Consider the following 13,002-nt stretch of genomic DNA (forward strand, 5'->3'; position numbering starts at 1 on the left):
GCTCAACCCCCACTGCGCCGCAATTAAGCAAAAGAAGCAAAAAAGTTGTGGCGGCTAACTTTTCGGGGCCACAAAGAGTTGATTCGGACTTCCGAATTCGGCATACGGACCACGCATCATCGGAGGACACTTTGGCCTGTGCAGAACGGCACTATTTGGCGGCTCCTGCACAACCTTTACTAGTTCAGCCAAGTGCTAGGAGAATTCTGATGAAGTACGCCATGACGTGGACATCGCGGCTCGGCGCGTCCGGTAAAGACAACGAAGAGGCCTTGCGCCGCGCTCTTGAACTGTTTTCCAAGTGGCAGCCTCCGGCGGGCACGACCTTCCACCAATTCGTCGGACGGATCGATGGTGAAGGCGGTTTCGCAATCGTCGAAACGGACTCCGCCACAGAATTGCTCACCGAAACGTCAAAGTTCCTTCCCTTCAACTCATTTCATATCCATCCCGTGGTTGACATGAATGAATGGGCAGATGCGGCGCAGACAGGTATCGACTTCAGAAACTCGATCGGCTGAGCCGCGCAGACGGGAGGGGCCGCTCGTCACGGGTGGCCCCTTTCCGTTGCGTCGAGGCGTCCGATGTCCCTGCCGGTTCGCTATGGCGCGGGCGAGGCCAGCGGCGTCAGGGTGAAGTTTGCGGAAATCGGCCCCGGCACGTCCCCGCATTCGCCACTATTGACGGCGCTGACCATGCCGTTGCCGTTCTCGTCCCAGTTGTACTGCGCAGCGGCGGCCACCTTCCTGCCGTCATCGCAGGTGATGAAATCCAGCCGGTTGACGAACATCGTCCAGTAGCCGTTCAACGCGTACGCGTCCGCCTCCCACGGCTCCGTTTGGCCGCCCGTCTCGGCAATGTGCAAACACTGGACCCCGCAGTGCGTGACCGCCCACGTGGTAGGGCTGGTCCCACCAACCCAGTTGAATTGGTAGAGCTCCGCCGGCGGCGGCGCTGGAGCTACGTAGTCCGCGCCGTCGTCCGCGTGTGCCGGGCACGCGAACATCCCGGCGATAAGGCCAGCTCCCAAAACGGACGCCGATATCCCCCGATTGATCACCGCGCTCCTCCCCTTGCACCGTTCGATTTGACAGCCGGAGCATACGAGGATCGGCACGGTCAGCGCGCCGTTTCGGGCGCTACCTCGGGGGCGGCTCCTGGTTACCGTGTTCGCGCGCGTAACGAACCATGCGCTCACTGAGCCGAATGAGCGGGTCTTCCTGGCCCCCGGGCATGGTGTACGCAAGCTTGCGCAACTCGATGGCAAACCCGTAGAGGTCCTGACTCAGCGACGCCACACTCATTAGCGACCCCCCGTTCGAGGAGTAGATGCGAATTCCAAATATTGGGCGATCACGGGACTCGCGTACGGCTTCACGAGCACCGCGTCATAAGAAAGTTTGCTCCTGCGTATTGCTGATGTGAAGTCCAATTTGCTGTCTCCATCCCGCCGTCGACGCGATATGACGAATCCGTCCCGCCGCCCCGTCGTCGCACCCACCACCCTCTTCACGCTGGAGCCGCCGGTCTGTGACATGTCACCGAATGGCGGGCCGAACCGCAGTCCTCCGGATGCGAATAGGGCCATTGGTCCTCTCAGACAAGGGCTTTGCGCACCGGTTCCCGACGCCGCAGAACTCATACGCTGTGGGCATGACCTACGTGATCGGCAGAGAATGCGTCGACGTGATGCACAAAGACTGTGTCATGGAGTGTCCGGTCGACTGCATCTACGAAGGCGACCGCAGCATGTACATCAATCCGTACGAGTGCGTCGACTGCGGCGCCTGCCGAATGGTGTGCGAGGTTGGCGCAATTTACTACGAGACCGACCTTCCCGAGGACCAGCTGCAGCACCTGGCCGACAACGCGCGTTTCTTCGACGAGCCGCTGCCCGGTCGCGGCACCCCACTCGGTTCACCCGGCGGCGCAACCGCGCTCGGGCGCGTCGGCGTCGACACCTCGTACGTCGCCTCCCTGCCTTACCGGGAGTAGGACTTGTCTGCCGAGGCCATCGCCGTCATCGCCGAACCGGAATGCTGGCAGCTGCTGGCCAGCAAGACGCTGGGGCGACTGGCGACCAGCGTGTCGGGTCAGCCCGAGATCTTCCCGGTGAACTTCGTCGTACAGCGCCACACCGTGTTGTTCCGCACGGCGGAAGGAACCAAGCTGGCCTCCACGGTGGCCAACAGTCGGGTGGCGTTCGAAGTCGACGATCACACCTTCGAAGAAGGCTGGAGCGTGATCGTGAAGGGCCAGGCGCAACTACTGCGCACTGAAGCCGAGATCGCGGAAGCCGAACGCGCGCAACTGCTCCCGTGGACAGCGACGGTGAAGCGGCACTACGTGAGGATCGTCCCGTCGGCAATCAGCGGGCGACGCTTCCGCTTCGGCGCAGAACCCGAGACAGATCACGGCTGGGCCTGACCCGCTATCGTTGCCCATCGTGACCGTCAGCGACACCCGCGAAATCGTCATCGAAGCCACCCCTGAGGAAATCTTGGCGGTGCTCACGCAGCCCGAGTCGCTGCCGGAATGGTCGGACCTGCACTTGAGTTCGGAGGTGCTGGAGCGCGACGACCAGGGTCGTCCGGTGCGCACCAAAATGAAGGTCAAGACCGCCGGGATCACCGACGAACAGATTTTGGACTACACATGGCATGACGACGGGGTGTCCTGGACGCTGAACAGCGCCAAACAGCAACGAGCCCAAGACGCGCGCTACACGCTGACCCCGGACGGCGACAAGACCCGCGTCAGGTTCGAGCTGTCCGTCGATCCCGTGGTCCCGCTGCCCGGGTTCCTGATCAAGAAGGCCACCAAAGGCGTCATGGGTACGGCCACCGAGGGCTTGCGCAAACGCGTATTGAGCCAGAAGAACGCCGGTTAGCGTCTGAGCCGAACCGTCCGATAACCGCCGTAAAGCGTTGCGGCCACAACGAACCCGACGAAATACGCGGTGTCGGCGCCGTGCCATGCCTGTGCCACCGGACCCACGATCAGTGACGTGTTCATGAACGGCACCGCAGCGCCATAAGCAACGACGAACGCCACCAAGGCCACCACAGCGTCGAGACGGTCCGTGTGCTCGCTGTCGGGGTCGAGCAGGTGGCGACGACGGGTGCGGATTATCCAGTCGACCCCCGTGACCGCGACGAAACCGGGAATCCAGTAGCTGACCAGCAGCAGCAGATCCTGGAAACGTTTCGACATGTCCCCGGAATGCAGCCAGAGGATCAGCACGAACGCGAGCACCGTGACGACAAGCGCCGACACCGGTCGGCGCACGCGAATGCCGACGGTCTGCAGTGCCAGCGACCCGCTGTAGTCGTTCATCGCCGCCGACCCGATCGCCGCTAAGGCGATCACCAGCAGTGCGACCGCTCCGAGCACACCGCCGCCCATCACCGAGCGCACGCCCTCCGACGTCTGTTCCGACAGCACCGGTGCCGCCGCAATACCGATGCCCTGGACGAAGACGTAGGCCGACGCGATGCCGGCGAACGTGAAGCCGAAAACCGCTGACAGCGACGAGTCCGCAGGCAGATAGCGGCTGAAGTCTGCTGCGTAGCTGGCCCATGAAATGGCAAGGCTCAAAGCCACTGTCACTTCCAGGACGAACGCCCCGGCGAGGTCGTGCCCTTCGACAGCGGCGGGTGTGACGACCTGATGGCCGCTTGCAAGTTTGATCGCGAACACCGCGAACGTGATGAGCAGCACGAACGTAAGCACCGCTTGCACGCGATGGATGACTTCGTACCCGAAGAACCCGACCAGACCTTGCACCGCCAACAGGATCAACACGGCGATCCAGAACGGAAGGCCCAGCAGGACGGCGAGCGCGTCGGCGCCGAAAAGGCCGACCAGCCCGTCCCAGGCGATCGACGACAGCCACTGCAGCCCGGCGGGCAACACCACGCCGGCGCCGAACGCCATCCGGGAAATCGGCAGTTGCGCCGCACCGGTACGGGGTCCCCAGGTCGAAAGGTAGCCGACCACGAGAGAACCCAGCACTGTGCCGATGACCATGGCCAGCAGCCCCAGCCAGAAGCCGAGCCCCAGCGTGATCGCCAGCGTGCCGGTGAAGACGCCGGTCATGTTCACCTGCGGCGCAAACCAGACCGTGAACAGCCGCGCGGGCTTGCCGTACCGCTGATCGCGGCCAATGGGGGCGATGCCGTGCGTTTCAACCGCGAGGTCTCCCGAGCGGGTGGGCCGGCGGCCGTGAAAGGCCGATGCGCGCAACGGGCTAGCCGTGTCCGGGGAATCGGTCATCGCGGCGTGGCGAGAGTCAGGCTCGACGCTGCAGGCGCGGGTGGGCGCGGCCTGCGACGAGTGGCAGGTCCAGCGAGGTCACGATCCCCGGGGGCGCTGCGCACACATACGGCACCGCGTTGACGCAATGTGCCGCTGTCGCAACGATTCCCGGATTGCTCACCAGCCCGGCCTCCACGGTTTCCGGTTGCCAGCCCTTGATGGTGACGAACGTGTCGGGGTTGCCCTTCACCTCCACTTCGAAGCGCTCACCTTCACTGCCGAACGACCATGGCGGATCGAGGTTCTCCTCCCCCATCAGCCAGTTCACGCCGGCGCGCACCACCACGTCGCCGTCGACAACCGCCTCCCAGGAGAACCGCTGGGCGGCGACCTTGCCGGGTTCGATCGGTCCGATCGGCGAGTCGATGGGTGCGGTCGCGACGGCCGAGTCGTGCGCCGTGCGGATTTCCGCTCGGCCTGCGAGCCCGAGAGCCTGCAGCACCATGTGAATCGACTGCTTGAAGCCACCGGTCAACAGCGTGAGCATCGGTCCGTTTTCGGCCTCCTCGGGTGAGCCGCCGAAGCACATGATGTGCCGGACCACGTCGGCGGCGCCGTACGTTCTGATGTCCGAAAACTCTTCGGCGCGAACGAAGGTCACCGCTGACGACATGGCGGAGAATACAAGCGGCAAGATCTCGGTGACGCCGCCGGGATGGATGCCTGTGCCGTGCAGGCTCACCTTCGCTTCTTCGCACGCGACGGCCAGCGGCGCCGCCTCCTGGTCCGGTGGGTAGAACCACCCGACCGGGGTGACGACGTTCTTGCCGGACCGAAGCAACGCGACGACCTCGTCGGCGTCGGGGATGAGCGGCGCGTACACCACCGCGTCGGCGTCGGTGGCGAGGATGTCGTCGATGCTCGACGTGGCTGCTACTCCGAGGGGTGAAGCGCCGATGATCTCCCCAACGTCCTTGCCGTGCTTGTCTTTTGAGTGCACCCAGCACCCGGCCAGCTCGAGTTCGGGATGGTTGAGAATGCAGTCGATCGCGGCCTTGCCCACCGATCCGGTGGCCCACTGGATGACCCGCAACGCCATGTCCGCTCCTTTGCGCCTCGACGCGATGCGCACGAATCTAGCCCACCGCTAGTGTTGACCGGTGTCTGATTCCGTCCTGTTCGACGTTCGCGACCGCGTCGCGCTGATCACCGTCAACGACCCGGATCGCCGCAACGCGGTCACCGGCGAGATCTCCGATGCGTTGCGCGCGGCCGTGGCCCGCGCTGAAGGCGACGCCGACGTGAACGCGGTCGTGGTCACCGGAGCGGGCAGCGCGTTCTGCGCCGGCGCTGACCTGTCGGCGCTCGGTAGCGCCGGTGAAGAGCAGGGTCTACGGCGGCTATACGACGGATTCCTGGCCGTTGCCGAATGCGGGCTGCCCACCGTTGCGGCCGTCAACGGCCCAGCGGTCGGGGCCGGGCTGAACCTGGCGCTGGCCTGCGATGTGCGGATCGCCGGGCCGGGGGCGTTGTTCGACCCGCGGTTCCAGAAGCTGGGCATCCACCCAGGCGGCGGCATGACGTGGATGCTGCAGCGGGCGGCGGGGCCGGAGGTGGCGCGGGCCGCGCTGCTGTTCGGCATGCGGTTCGACGCCGACGCGGCGGTGCGTCACGGGGTCGCGCTGAAGGTTGCCGACGACCCCGTCGCGGCGGCGTTCGAGCTTGCGGCCGGTCCTGCGTCGGCACCTCGCGACGTGGTGATCGCCACCAAGGCGACGATGCGCGCGACGATAAGCCCAGGGTCCGTGGACACCGACCAGCATGCGTTCGCGGTGGAAGCCGAAGTGGGCCCGCAGGCGGAGTCGATTCGCTCGCCGGAGTTCGCCGCCCGGCTGGCGGGCGCCCGGCGCCGCTGAAACTCCTGCCGCGAGCGTGCGCCGCGTGACATGCCGCCCCGGCGTGTCGGCGGGCAGACGCGCACGCTCGCGGGAAACGGGCTAGAGGTCGAGCAGGGCGGCTTCAGGTGTCTCGACGAGTTGCCTTAGCTCGCAGAGGAACTGGGCGGCTTGGGCTCCGTCGGCGATGCGGTGGTCGAACGCACAAGTCAGCCTCACCGTGGGCCGCACCTCCACTGCGCCGTTGACGGCCACCGGCCGTGGCTTGAGCGAACCCATCCCGAGAATCGCGGCCTCGGGATAGTTGATCACCGGCACACCGTCGTCCAAGCCGAGAGCGCCGAAGTTAGAGACAGTGAACGTCGACCCGTGCAACTCCGCGGGTTTGATGCTGCTGTCCCGCGCGGCGCGCACCAATTCCGCCAGCCGCGTAGCCAATTCGCGGGTGCTTTTGGTCTGCGCATCGGCGATCACCGGCACCAACAGCCCGCGATCGGTGGCCACCGCGACACCGAGGTTCACGGTGCGGTGTGTGTGCACCTGCGGCTCGCCCTCACCGTCCACCCATGTCGAGTTCAGCACCGGATGCCGGGTCAGTGCGAGCGTGACGAACCGCAACATCACGGCAAATGGCGACACGTCGACACCCATCGCCGAGAACCGCTCGCATAACAGCACCAGCCGCGTGGCGTCGACGTCCACGCATGCGTGCGCATCGGGAATTCGACTGCGGGACAGCGTCATTCGCTCTGCCATCCGGGCGCGAACGCCCGAGACGCGGGTCACCTCATTCGCCGGACCCGCAGATGCCAGCACATCCTCGCGCGTGATCACGCCGTTGCGACCGGACCCGGGCGACAACGCGGAGAGGTCGATTTCGAGATCTTTGGCGAGCTTGCGGACGGCCGGCGCCGCGCGGGGCCGCGACGACCTCCTGCTGACGTCCATCGAGTCGTCGGCTCCGTAACCGACCAGCACCGGGTTACGCGACGGCGGCTCAACGCTTTCCATCTCGATGCGCACCAGGACAGAGCCGACCGGCAGCACGTCGCCGGGCTCGCCGCAGCGCTCGATGACACGGCCCGCGTACGGGCTGGGAATCTCGACTTCCGCCTTGGCCGTCTCCAGCGTGCACAGCGTCTGATTGAGCTCGACGACGTCGCCCACCTCGACGCTCCAGCTGGTCAGCGTCGCGTCCTCCAACCCCTCGCCGAGATCGGGGACCCGAAACACGTTGTCTGTCATGGTGACTCGAGCACCTTCTCGACGCAGTCCAGCAGCCGGTCCGGCCCGGGCAGCCACAGCTTCTCCAGCCGGGCCGGCGGGTAGGGCGTGTCGAAACCGGTAGCACGCAATACGGGAGCTTCGAGGTCGTAGAACAGCTCCTCCTGGATGCGGGCGGCTAACTCGGCGCCGAAACCCAGGGTGCGCGGGCCCTCGTGCATCACCACCACACGTCCGGTTTTGGTGACCGATGCGGCGATGGTGTCGAAATCCAGTGGGCTCAGCGACCGCAAATCGATCACTTCGAGCTTCCAGTCGTGTCGCTCCGCAGCGATGTCGGCTGCGCTCAGCGCGGTCTGTACCAGGGCTCCGTAGGTCAGCACCGTCACGTCCTCTCCGCTACGTCGCACCGCGGCGCGGCCGATCGGCGGTGTCGGTTCGGTGAGGTCGATGTCGCCTCGTGTCCAGTACCGGCGCTTCGGCTCGAGGTACATCACCGGGTCGCGGCTCGAGATCGCGTGACGCAGTAGCCAATACGCGTCGGCGGGTGTCGACGGCACCACCACCTTGAGGCCCGCCGTGTGGACCCAGTAGGTTTCGGTGGATTCCGAATGGTGTTCGACGGCTCCGATGCCGCCGAACGACGGCAGGCGAACGGTGACCGGCATGTCGACGTCGCCGTGAGTGCGCATACGGTACTTCGCCAGGTGGCTGACGATCTGATCGAACGCCGGATAGCTGAACCCGTCGAACTGGATCTCCGGCACCGGGATGAAGCCGCGCAGTGCGAATCCGACGGCGATGCCGACGATCGCAGACTCCGCCAGTGGCGTGTCGAAACACCGCTGCTCGCCGAATGTTTCAGCCAGACCGTCGGTAACCCGGAAGACACCACCCAGCCGCGCGACGTCCTCGCCGAAAACCACCACCCGTTCGTCGGCGGCCATCGCGTCGAGCAGCGCACGATTGATAGCGGCGACCATGGTGACGTTGGTGGCGGACCCCACCTCGGTGAGTTTCGGGCGCCTCGGTTCCGGTGTGGCCGTGGGCCGGTCGATCATCTGCGTCATGTCACACCTCCTTCGCCACCTCGCTCAGAAGCTGCCGTCGCTGCTCGGCAAGTTCGGGGGTGATGTCGGCGTAGGTGGTGTTGAACATGTCCGTGACGTCGAGGTCCGCCGCGTCTACAACCGCCGCACGCAGTTCGGCGCGCATCCGTGCCGAACGCGCCGCCACTCGCGAGTCCAGCCGCTCGGTCCAAATCCCCACATGGCGAAGGTATGTGCGGTAGCGCGCGATGGGATCCAACGTCTCCCACTGCCGCACCTCGTCGGCGGACCGGTAACGCGTCGGATCGTCGGAGGTCGTGTGCGGTCCGATTCGGTAGGTGATCGCCTCGATCAAGGTGGGTCCACCACCACCACGGGCGCGGGCGGCCGCCTCGGCCATCACGGCGAAGCAGGCCAGTGGGTCGTTGCCGTCGACGCGAACGCCGGCAATCCCGTAGGCCATCGCGCGGTGCGCGATCGACGGGCCGCCCACCTGGCGGCTCACCGGTACCGAGATCGCCCACTGGTTGTTCTGCACGAAGAAGATGCATGGCGCCGCGAATAGTGCTGCGACGTTGAGTGCTTCGTGGACGTCGCCGGTGCTCGTGGCGCCGTCACCCAGATAAGCGACGGTCACGGAGTCCTCGCCGAGGCGTTGCGCAGCCATCGCCGCACCGACGGCGTGCAGCCCATGCGTGCCGATTGGAATCGCGATTGGCGCGCAATGCTTGGCGGTGAATTCCAGTCCGCCGTGCCATGTTCCCCGCCAGACGGCGCCGATCTTGCCGGGTGCGATGCCACGCAGGAGGAATACGCCGAGTTCGCGGTATTGCGGAAATAGCCAGTCGGTCTTGCGAAGACAGGCCGCCGAACCGATCTGCGCCGCCTCTTGGCCGTGACACGAGGCGAAAAGCGCCAGCTCACCCTGTCGCTGCAGGTTCACGAACTCGGTGTCGAGGTCGCGGGTGACGACCATCATTTCGTAGAGCCACGCCAGCGTTTCCTCCGGCAGCGCCCGGCTGTACCTGGCTTCAGATGTCGGCAGCCCGTCCGGCTTGATCAGCCTGACCGGTTCGAGATCGACCGTTGCCGGCACGCCGCCTCCTCACGTTGCACCTTGAGTCGGCGTCACTGCCCCGGCGGGTTCAGCAAACCCGCCACACGCCTACGTGGGAACTTGGCAGCCGGTCCGCCGAAGCCCGCCGTAGCACTGGCGCTGCCGCCATTATGCGCTCAAGATCGACGACTTCGCCGGATGATGCGTGCCGGCCGACCGTGTCGTGACCAGCAGGCGGCTTCAACCTGGGGCCGTTACCGCGGAGCAATCAATTCGTTACAGTCCGGCTTCTCGCGCGATCAGCAGCAGCTGCACTTCTGTGGTGCCTTCCCCGATTTCGAGGATCTTGCTGTCGCGGTAGTGCCGCGCTACAGCGAAGTCGTTCATGAAGCCGTAGCCGCCGAAGATCTGAGTGGCGTCGCGGGCATTGTCCATCGCGGCTTCACTGGCCACCATCTTGGCGATGGCGGCCTGCTTCTTGAACGGCTTGCCTGCGAGCATGAGCGCGGCGGCGTCGTAGTAGGCGGTGCGCGCGGTGTGTGCACGCGCCTCCATGCGGGCGATCTTGAACGCGATCGCCTGATTGCGCCCGATCGGCTGGCCGAACGCCTCCCGCTCCTTGGCGTATTTCACCGACTCGTCGACGCAGCCCTGCGCGGCGCCAACCGACAAGGCGGCGATTGCGATTCGGCCCTCGTCGAGAATGCGCAAGAAGTTCGCGTATCCGCGGCCGCGCTCTCCCAGGAGGTTTTCTTGCGGCACGCGCACGTCGTCGAAGCTCAGCGGATGGGTATCGGATGCGTTCCACCCGACCTTGTTGTAGGCCGGCTCGGCGGTGAAGCCGGGAGTGGGGACCGGCACGAGGATCGACGAGATCTCTTTGCGCCCATCGGTGTTCCCCGTGACCGCGGTGACGGTGATCAGCTTGGTGATGTCGGTGCCCGAGTTCGTGATGAACTGCTTGCTGCCGTTGATCACCCAGTGCCCGTCGTCGAGCCGAGCAGTGGTTTTCGTTGCGCCCGCGTCGGTTCCGCCGCCCGGCTCGGTCAACCCGAAGGCCGCCAACGCCTGCCCGCTGGTGAGCTGCGGCAGCCACTGTTGCTTCTGCGCGTCGTTGCCGAAGCGGTACACCGGCATCGCGCCAAGCGACACGCCGGCCTCCAACGTGATCGCCACACTTTGGTCCACCTTGCCCAGTTCTTCGAGGGCCAGGCACAGCGCGAAGTAGTCGCCGCCCATCCCGCCGTACTCCTCGGGGAACGGCAGGCCGAACAGTCCCATGTCGGCCATGCCGGCAACCACCTCGTAGGGAAACGAATGCTCCGCGTCGTGGCGGGCAGCCACCGGTGCCACCACGCTTTGCGCGAAGTCGCGCACCGTCTTTGCGAGCTGCTGGTAATGGTCAGGCAGCGTGCCGGTGGACAGGAAGTCCGTCATGATTGCTCCTCTTCGGCCTTCGATTGTGCGGTTTCGTATGCGACACGCCGCTGACGGCGTCCAAATCCGCACAGTCGCGATCGGGCGGCCTCGTTGTCAGCTGTCGCCATGTCCGCGCTGAGTGATCCGGGCCAGCGCCTGACCCACCTTGACTTGGTCGCCGACGCCGACCAAAAGTTCAGCCACCCCGTCGATCGGCGCCGTCAGTGCATGCTCCATCTTCATCGCTTCCACCGTGACCACGACCGTCCCTGCGGCGACCGGCTGTCCGGTCTCGACGCCGACGGCGACGACGGTGCCGGGCATCGGGCTGCTGAGTTGGGCGTCGCCGCTGTGCTCGTCGTCGGGCCGCACCGCCGCCTCTTGCACTTCGGCGATCTCGACGGTGCCGCCGGGGCCGGCCAACCAGATATGCCCGTCGGTGCTGGCGACCGCGTACTCGCTGCGTACCCCGTCGAGCGTGACGGTCAGGTGCCGACCCGCCAAAGTCGCTGTCAGCGAATGGGTTTCGCCGTCCTCGACCCGAGCGGTGGCATGCTGTGGACGCCCGGTGGGGTGGACGTGATCGGTACGATCACCGGTGCGCAGTCGGATACTCGTGGGTGCTGTGTCGCCGACGCGCCACCCCGACGGCTGAGTCCACAGGTCATCGGTTGCGCTGCCCCATGCGGTGAGCCAGCGGTATGCGGCCGCGGCGATCAACTGGTCGTCCGACGGTGCGGCCGCGGCGAAGTCGCCGACCCGTCGGTCCAGCAGCCCCGTATCGAGCCGACCAGCGACCACGTCGGGATCGTTCAGCATGAACCGGAGGAACTCGACGTTGGTGACCACGCCGAGCACAGAGGTGTTGGCCAGCGCACGGTCGAGCAGCCGCAACGCAGCGGTCCTGTCAGCACTGAAGGCAATCACTTTGGCCAGCATGGGGTCGTAGTCGCTACCGATCTCCATGCCGGCGACCAGACCGGAGTCCACCCGCACGCCGGGCATCTGGGGTTCGAGGACGTCGAGCACCGGCCCGCCCGTGGGAAGGAACCCCCGCGCCGGGTCTTCGGCGTACACGCGTGCCTCGATCGCATGCCCTTGCAGCGTGATGTCGTCTTGGGCGACGGGAAGCTTCTCCCCCGCGGCGATGCGGACCTGCCATTCGACGAGGTCGGTGCCGGTGACCATTTCGGTCACCGGGTGCTCGACTTGCAGGCGTGTATTCATCTCCAGGAAGAAGAACTCGTCGGGGCGGTCGGCGGAGACGATGAATTCGACTGTGCCGGCTCCGGTGTAGTCCACGCTGCGGGCGGTGGCGCACGCTGCGGCGCCGATCCGGGCTCGGGTGGCGTCGTCGAGCAGCGCCGACGGCGCTTCTTCGATCACCTTCTGATGCCGACGCTGCAAGCTGCATTCCCGCTCGCCGAAGTGCACGACGTTGCCGTACTGGTCCGCCAAGACCTGGACCTCGATGTGCCTGGGCGACAGGACATATCGCTCCAGGAACAAGGTGTCGTCACCGAACGCGGCGGCCGATTCCCGGCGTGCAGAGACCAGTGCGGCTGGAAGGTCGTCGGGATTGCGCACCACGCGCATGCCCTTGCCGCCGCCGCCAGCCGACGGTTTGACCAGCACCGGAAATCCGATGTCCGCGGCGGCGGCAATCAGGTCATCGTCGGTCAGGCCCGGCCGCGCTACCCCGGGCACCACCGGCACCCCGAACTCCGACACCGTCGCCTTCGCGGCGATCTTGTCGCCCATCGTCTTGATCGCCGCGGTCGGCGGCCCGATGAACGCGATGCCCGCCGCGTCGAGAGCCGCAGCGAATTCCGCGTTTTCGGAGAGGAAGCCGTAACCCGGGTGAACCGCCTGTGCACCGGTGCGGCGTGCGGCGGTTACGACGGCGTCGATGTCGAGGTAGCTGTCACGAGCGGGTGCCGGTCCGATCCGCACGGCGACGTCGGCTTCGGCGACGTGACGCGCGTGGGCGTCGGCGTCGCTGTACACCGCGACTGAGCGAATGCCCATCTTGCGCAGTGTGCGGATGACTCGTACCGCGATCTCACCGCGGTTGGCCACCAGTACCGTGTCGAAGTCCATG

Annotated in this window: 13 protein-coding genes; 5 read left to right on the top strand and 8 right to left on the bottom strand. The window is 66.0% G+C overall.

Going from position 1 to position 13,002, the window contains the following annotated elements:
* A partial coding sequence (locus tag AC5Y4C_RS09110) for a DUF3303 domain-containing protein (protein ID WP_500008318.1) occupies nt 1-521 on the top strand: 521 nt, incomplete at its 5' end.
* Between the two features lie 80 nt (nt 522-601).
* On the opposite strand, the gene AC5Y4C_RS09115 is transcribed toward AC5Y4C_RS09110, so the two are convergent.
* Complete coding sequence (locus tag AC5Y4C_RS09115) at nt 602-865, bottom strand: hypothetical protein (RefSeq protein ID WP_499962386.1); 264 nt, start codon at nt 863-865, stop codon at nt 602-604.
* Between the two features lie 788 nt (nt 866-1,653).
* On the opposite strand from AC5Y4C_RS09115, the gene fdxA reads away from it, so the two are divergent.
* From fdxA to AC5Y4C_RS09130, 3 genes are read left to right on the top strand one after another with little or no spacing between them, the layout of a single operon-like run.
* On the top strand, nt 1,654-1,995 hold the full coding sequence (fdxA, locus tag AC5Y4C_RS09120; RefSeq protein ID WP_499962388.1) for a ferredoxin: 342 nt from the start codon (nt 1,654-1,656) through the stop codon (nt 1,993-1,995).
* Nucleotides 1,996-1,998: 3 nt separating this feature from the next.
* The gene (locus AC5Y4C_RS09125; RefSeq protein ID WP_499962390.1) at nt 1,999-2,427 is read left to right on the top strand and encodes a pyridoxamine 5'-phosphate oxidase family protein; all 429 of its coding nucleotides are present in this window, start codon (nt 1,999-2,001) and stop codon (nt 2,425-2,427) included.
* Between the two features lie 19 nt (nt 2,428-2,446).
* The gene (locus AC5Y4C_RS09130; protein ID WP_499962392.1) at nt 2,447-2,890 is read left to right on the top strand and encodes an SRPBCC family protein; all 444 of its coding nucleotides are present in this window, start codon (nt 2,447-2,449) and stop codon (nt 2,888-2,890) included.
* On the opposite strand, the gene AC5Y4C_RS09135 is transcribed toward AC5Y4C_RS09130, so the two are convergent.
* Nucleotides 2,887-4,275: a purine-cytosine permease family protein gene (locus AC5Y4C_RS09135; protein ID WP_499962394.1), complete on the bottom strand. Its 1,389-nt coding sequence runs from the start codon at nt 4,273-4,275 to the stop codon at nt 2,887-2,889. The genes AC5Y4C_RS09130 and AC5Y4C_RS09135 overlap by 4 nt on opposite strands.
* A 16-nt stretch (nt 4,276-4,291) precedes the next feature.
* Nucleotides 4,292-5,356, bottom strand: coding sequence for an NAD(P)H-dependent amine dehydrogenase family protein (locus tag AC5Y4C_RS09140; protein ID WP_499962396.1), 1,065 nt, complete (start codon nt 5,354-5,356; stop codon nt 4,292-4,294).
* 61 nt (nt 5,357-5,417) lie between these two features.
* On the opposite strand from AC5Y4C_RS09140, the gene AC5Y4C_RS09145 reads away from it, so the two are divergent.
* Nucleotides 5,418-6,173, top strand: a complete 756-nt coding sequence (locus AC5Y4C_RS09145) for an enoyl-CoA hydratase (RefSeq protein ID WP_499908816.1) — start codon at nt 5,418-5,420, stop codon at nt 6,171-6,173.
* A gap of 81 nt (nt 6,174-6,254) precedes the next feature.
* Here the strand turns inward: AC5Y4C_RS09145 and AC5Y4C_RS09150 are convergent, their stop codons facing one another.
* The 5 genes from AC5Y4C_RS09150 to AC5Y4C_RS09170 form a co-directional block, all read right to left on the bottom strand.
* A complete protein-coding gene (locus AC5Y4C_RS09150) occupies nt 6,255-7,397 on the bottom strand; it encodes a dihydrolipoamide acetyltransferase family protein (RefSeq protein ID WP_499962398.1) in 1,143 nt (380 codons plus the stop codon).
* Nucleotides 7,394-8,446 (bottom strand): alpha-ketoacid dehydrogenase subunit beta, encoded by a 1,053-nt coding sequence (locus tag AC5Y4C_RS09155; RefSeq protein WP_499962400.1) that lies wholly within the window; start codon nt 8,444-8,446, stop codon nt 7,394-7,396. Before AC5Y4C_RS09155 ends, AC5Y4C_RS09150 begins: the two co-directional genes overlap by 4 nt.
* Before the next feature lies 1 nt (nt 8,447).
* A complete protein-coding gene (gene pdhA, locus AC5Y4C_RS09160; RefSeq protein WP_499962402.1) occupies nt 8,448-9,521 on the bottom strand; it encodes a pyruvate dehydrogenase (acetyl-transferring) E1 component subunit alpha in 1,074 nt (357 codons plus the stop codon).
* Between the two features lie 237 nt (nt 9,522-9,758).
* Entirely contained in the window at nt 9,759-10,919 is a 1,161-nt protein-coding gene (locus tag AC5Y4C_RS09165) for an acyl-CoA dehydrogenase family protein (RefSeq protein ID WP_499962404.1), read from the bottom strand.
* Between the two features lie 96 nt (nt 10,920-11,015).
* On the bottom strand, nt 11,016-13,001 hold the full coding sequence (locus AC5Y4C_RS09170) for an acetyl/propionyl/methylcrotonyl-CoA carboxylase subunit alpha (protein WP_500008321.1): 1,986 nt from the start codon (nt 12,999-13,001) through the stop codon (nt 11,016-11,018).
* Between the last annotated feature and the right edge of the window lies 1 nt (nt 13,002).

The organism is Mycobacterium sp. NGS35, from assembly GCF_059812855.1.